The sequence below is a fragment of the Tautonia sociabilis genome, from assembly GCF_003977685.1.
Lineage (GTDB): Bacteria > Planctomycetota > Planctomycetia > Isosphaerales > Isosphaeraceae > Tautonia > Tautonia sociabilis.
This window is the reverse complement of the sequence record NZ_RYZH01000106.1, coordinates 1-4,329: the sequence shown is the minus strand read 5'-3', so window position 1 is coordinate 4,329 and position 4,329 is coordinate 1. Positions and strand designations below refer to the sequence as shown.

General features: G+C 65.2%; 3 protein-coding genes, 1 rRNA gene, 1 pseudogene and 1 other annotated feature. Of the genes and pseudogenes, 4 read left to right on the top strand and 1 reads right to left on the bottom strand.

The genetic code is table 11. From position 1 onward, the window contains the following. Nucleotides 1-12 precede the first annotated feature (12 nt). Nucleotides 13-303, top strand: a sequence feature (16S ribosomal RNA rRNA prediction is too short). Between the two features lie 20 nt (nucleotides 304-323). Then, nucleotides 324-1,567: pseudogene (locus tag TsocGM_RS25455) on the bottom strand (IS3 family transposase). 77 nt (nucleotides 1,568-1,644) lie between these two features. On the opposite strand from TsocGM_RS25455, the gene TsocGM_RS25450 reads away from it, so the two are divergent. The 4 genes from TsocGM_RS25450 to TsocGM_RS26665 all read left to right on the top strand — a co-directional run. After that, complete coding sequence (locus tag TsocGM_RS25450; RefSeq protein ID WP_126728273.1) at nucleotides 1,645-2,769, top strand: Ig-like domain-containing protein; 1,125 nt, start codon at nucleotides 1,645-1,647, stop codon at nucleotides 2,767-2,769. A 61-nt stretch (nucleotides 2,770-2,830) separates the two neighbouring features. Beyond that, nucleotides 2,831-3,472: a hypothetical protein gene (locus tag TsocGM_RS25445; RefSeq protein ID WP_126728272.1), complete on the top strand. Its 642-nt coding sequence runs from the start codon at nucleotides 2,831-2,833 to the stop codon at nucleotides 3,470-3,472. 169 nt (nucleotides 3,473-3,641) lie between these two features. Then, nucleotides 3,642-3,788, top strand: a complete 147-nt coding sequence (locus tag TsocGM_RS26385) for a hypothetical protein (RefSeq protein WP_158633764.1) — start codon at nucleotides 3,642-3,644, stop codon at nucleotides 3,786-3,788. Between the two features lies 1 nt (nucleotide 3,789). Beyond that, nucleotides 3,790-4,329: ribosomal RNA gene (locus TsocGM_RS26665) — 23S ribosomal RNA — on the top strand; the annotation flags it as partial.

Below are 4,329 nucleotides of genomic sequence, written 5' to 3'. Positions count from 1 at the left end.
TTGGCGGCGTGGATTAGGCATGCAAGTCGGACGCCCCTTGGGGGCGTGGCGAAAGGGTGAGTAAGGCGACGGCAACCAACCCCGCGGAGGGGGACAGCCACGGGAAACTGTGGGTAATCCCCCATGATGCCGGGCCGGGACATCCCGGCCGGGCTAAAGGTGAGACTCCGCCGCGGGACGGGCCGTCGTGGTATCAGGTTGTTGGTGGGGTAACGGCCCACCAAGCCGTTGACGCCTAGCGGGCGTGCGAGCGTGGCCCGCCACACTGGGACTGAGACACTGTGTATCGCCATTGAGTTGTCTGGACGGGGTCTTGATGGTACTCACGCCGCCGTCGGTAGGCCAGCGGCGAGGTCACGACGCACCTCGCTCGGGGTGCGGTGCCCATGGCGGCCGATCAGCCACCGCTCGTTGTAGGTCCGCTTGAACTCCCGCAACGCCTCGGCCAGCTCGGCCACCGTGGCGAAAGCCCGCACCCACAGCAATTGCTCCTTGAGCGTGCGGATGAATCGCTCGGCACAGCCGTTCCCCTCGGGCTCCCGCACGAAGCTCGGCGAGCTGGCCATGCCCAGGAACTCCAGCTCCCGGCGGAAGTCGTCGCTCATGGAGGCACTGCCGTGGTCGTGGCGGATCGCCAGGCCGGGGGCGATGCCACGGTCGAAGTCGCCGAAGTGCTCCCGCACGCCCTGGCGGAGCGGCTCCAGGGCCTCGAAGCGGTTACCGGCCTTGGCGGCGTGCAGCCCGACGCACTCGCAAGTGCAGTGGTCCACCGCCACGAAGACGTGGACGGTGCCCTCTATGGTCGTCACCGTCGTGGTCATGTCGGTGCCCCACATGCGGTCGGGCTCCTCGGCGGTGATCGTCCCGTCGTGGGCCTTCGGGCCGTGGGGATGGCCTCGGCGTCGGGGGGCCTGCAGGCGGTGCTCCCGCATCAGCCGCCGCACCCGCTCGGCCGCCGTGCGGATGCCCTGATGGCGGAGCCGGGCCCACACCTTGCGGTAGCCCTCGCCGGTGAACGGGCTCTCGGCCAGCACCCGGCGGATGTGGCCGACCAGCTCCTCATCGGTCCCGGCCCCGACCGGGCCCCGCTTGCGGGGTACGGGTCGTCGCTCGGGCGGCACGGCGTCACGGGCCTTGAGGTAGTACGTCGTCGAGCGGGCGATGCCGAAGATGCGGCAGACCCGCTGCAGGCCATAGGGCCGGCCGGTCGAGGGGGAGGCGGAGCGGCTCAGGTGCCCCGCCTCCTCGACGCAAAAGGGCGGCCACTCTCCAGGTGCTGGCACTTCAGGTCGAGCAGCTCGTTATCCATGGTGAGCTGGCCCACCTTCGCCTGAAGGCGGGCGATCTGCTCGTCCCGGTCGTCGGCCGGCCGGCTCTTCAACGCCGCCCGGCCGCCGTCGAGGAAGGCGTCCCGCCAGGAGGAGAGGGTGGCGGCGGTGACGCCCAGCTCCCTGGAGACGGTCTCCAGGTCCTCTCCCCGCAGGAGGCGGACGACGGCCTCGGTCTTCCGCCTGGCGGAGAAGCGGCCCCGCTCGGGAGCCTCACGATCGGGCTTCGACTTCGACATCTCGGACACTCCTCTTGGGGCCACCATCGTGGTCCAGTGAAGTGTCCAGATCAACCCTTCGGCTCAGGAGAGACAACATGCGCGGGCGACGCAACGGCAAGCGACCTGTTCTGGAGGTTTTGGAGGGGCGTGCATTGTTGTGCGCCTACGTTGAGGCAGGGGACGACTTCTCCTGGACGCCGCACGATTCTGGCACTACCGGGAATGTCCTTCAGAACGACTACGGCTACCACTACTCGGACCCGAACTGCTCCCCCGGCTCCAGCGAACTGACGGCTTCGCTCGCGAGCGGGCCGTCGAACGGAACGGTCGAGCTTCAACCCGACGGAAGCTTCATCTACACGCCGAGCCCGGGGTTCGTAGGTCAAGATTCGTTCCGCTACACGGCGACCATGGACGGCGCCTCGGACGAGGCCACCGTGTACATCGATGTCGTTAATGTCGATCCCGTCTTCGCGGAGACCGTGTACTATTACGAGGAGCGGGAAGCGGAGGCTGACGGCTACCTCTTCGAGACAGGCGAGGTGCTTGGACAGCTCGTCGCACATGACACCTACGAGGTCAACCCGCTCGTTTTCTCGGGCGCGGCGACGGGCTTGGAGGTCAGGCCGGATGGGCGGGTCGTCGTCACCGATGGCCGCACGCTGACCGACTTCTTCACTGGCGGCGAACTCCACTTTGCTCCCACGCTCACCATGACGGTCAGCGTCACGGACGGGATCAAGACCGTCCAGAGCGAGTTCATTCTCGGTGGCACGAAGACCAAGGACGGCAAGGGCGTCGATTGGATTGATCAAACGGAGATCTGGTTGAAGACCACTAGCGGCGCCGAATTCGCGCCGGAGACCGCTGACGAGCTGGTCACGGTCCTCCAGCAGGTGCGCGCCTCGGGCGAGAAGATCGAATGGCTCATCCTCAAGGGCCACGCGGGTCCTGACGGTATCGAGGTCGGCGATCACGGCGAGTTCCTGACGGCTGACCCTCGATTCGGGGGTATGATGATGATCGGCAACCACGACGTCACTGCCCTCCTCCGGGACGTCACCGGCCCCGGGAGCCACATCAGCCTCCGCGGTTGCAACAGCTACGGTTTCGCGAAGACCTTGAAGAGCACGCTCGGGAACGGCACGACCGTTTCCGGTTTCACCTTCTTTGTGATCGGCATCCCGGGCACTCGCTGGGTCATCGGGCCGTGGAACTGATCCGACCTCTTGGTGCGGTGTGGCAGACGGATGCTCCGCCGCGCCGGATAAGGAGGGTGACATGACGCTACATCTCAGCCTACTGGGTCTCATTGTGGTCTTCGCGCTCATAGGTGCGTCGCTCAAGCCGGGGCATCCGAAGCATCGGCCGTGGAGCCACATCCTGCTCGCGGTGTCGCCGTTCCTGGTGCTTGCAGTTCTGACGCGTCTCCTCCTGTCCGCACCCGGATCCCCCGTCATCGAATGGCTGGTGCCTCTGGCAGGCGTCTTGGTTGTCGGGTTTCTCTGCAAGTCGAACACCTTATTCACTGTGTACGCGGTCGGGGCATTCGTCGCCTCGCTTGTCTTGTGCGGTAACTACATCTTGCTGGTCCACGGCGGCGGCTATACCGGGAGGCCTTCGGTATCAGAACATGGCTGGCGTGCGACCGAACTTAATTCAATCAGGGCGGCAGAGGCCGACCTCCAGAAGACCTTCCGTGAGGACACCGTCGTCCCCGAAGGACCTGTCGCGACACTCGTAGGTAACGAGGAATACAACCACGTCGAACGGGCATACGCGCGGCGCACCTGGCACACTTGGTTGACAGGGCTATACGCCATCGAACGGCATGACGCTCTCGTCTGGTGCCAGGGAGGGGAGCCGGGCGTGTTGCATGATCGCATCGTGATCCGTGAGAAACGAGGGGCAAAACATAAATAATATTTATATTTTATTAATTCCATATTATTGTAAAATTTTCGATGAGATGAATCGCCTAACCTCGCGCTGCAGCGGACTCGGCCCGCCAGCTCGGCTTTCTCTCATGCGTTGGTTTACCCTCGGCGGTCCGGTCCGCTGAGCTTGGGCGTTAGGCGGCGGGGGCTTCACCGTGGTCAGCCAGACGGAGCTGCACCGATGGCGCAAGTACCGATCGCAGTCGCGTGCGATGCTCCGGCCGGCGGCCCTCTTCGGCATCCTGGGTACGTTAGTGGTCCTCGCCCTGCTGTACGTCGCCGAGGACCCCACCGCCGGGTGAGGCTATTCGCTGTTCATGCTGGTGGCGGTCTGGTTCGGATTCGTCGGCGACTGGCTCAACGTCCGTTACCTGGATCGTCGGATCGCGGAGGCTGAGCGGGAGCATGGCCCCGCCTAACCTCGCGCTGCAGCGGACCCGGCCCGCCAGCCCGGCTTTCTCTCATGCGTTCGGTCACCCTCGGCGGGCCGGTCCGCTGAGCTTTGGCGATTCAACCGAAGCCGCCTGGAACGGCGCACCGCAGGGGGTGAAAGTCCCGTAGGTGACGGATTCTGTCCTCCGAGAGTGGTACCCGAGTAGGGTCGGGCACGTGAAACCCGGCCCGAATCGGCGGGGACCATCCCGCAAGGCTAAGTACCGGGCGACGACCGATAGTGAACCCAGTAGGGCGACCGAATGGTGGGAAGAACCCCGACAAGGGGAGGACACTGAACCTGAAACCCCGTGCCTACAAGCGGTGGGAGGGCGACGAGCACTGCTCCGCCTGACCGCGTGCCTTTTGCATAATGATCCGGCGAGTTCTGGTATCCGGCCGGTTAACCCC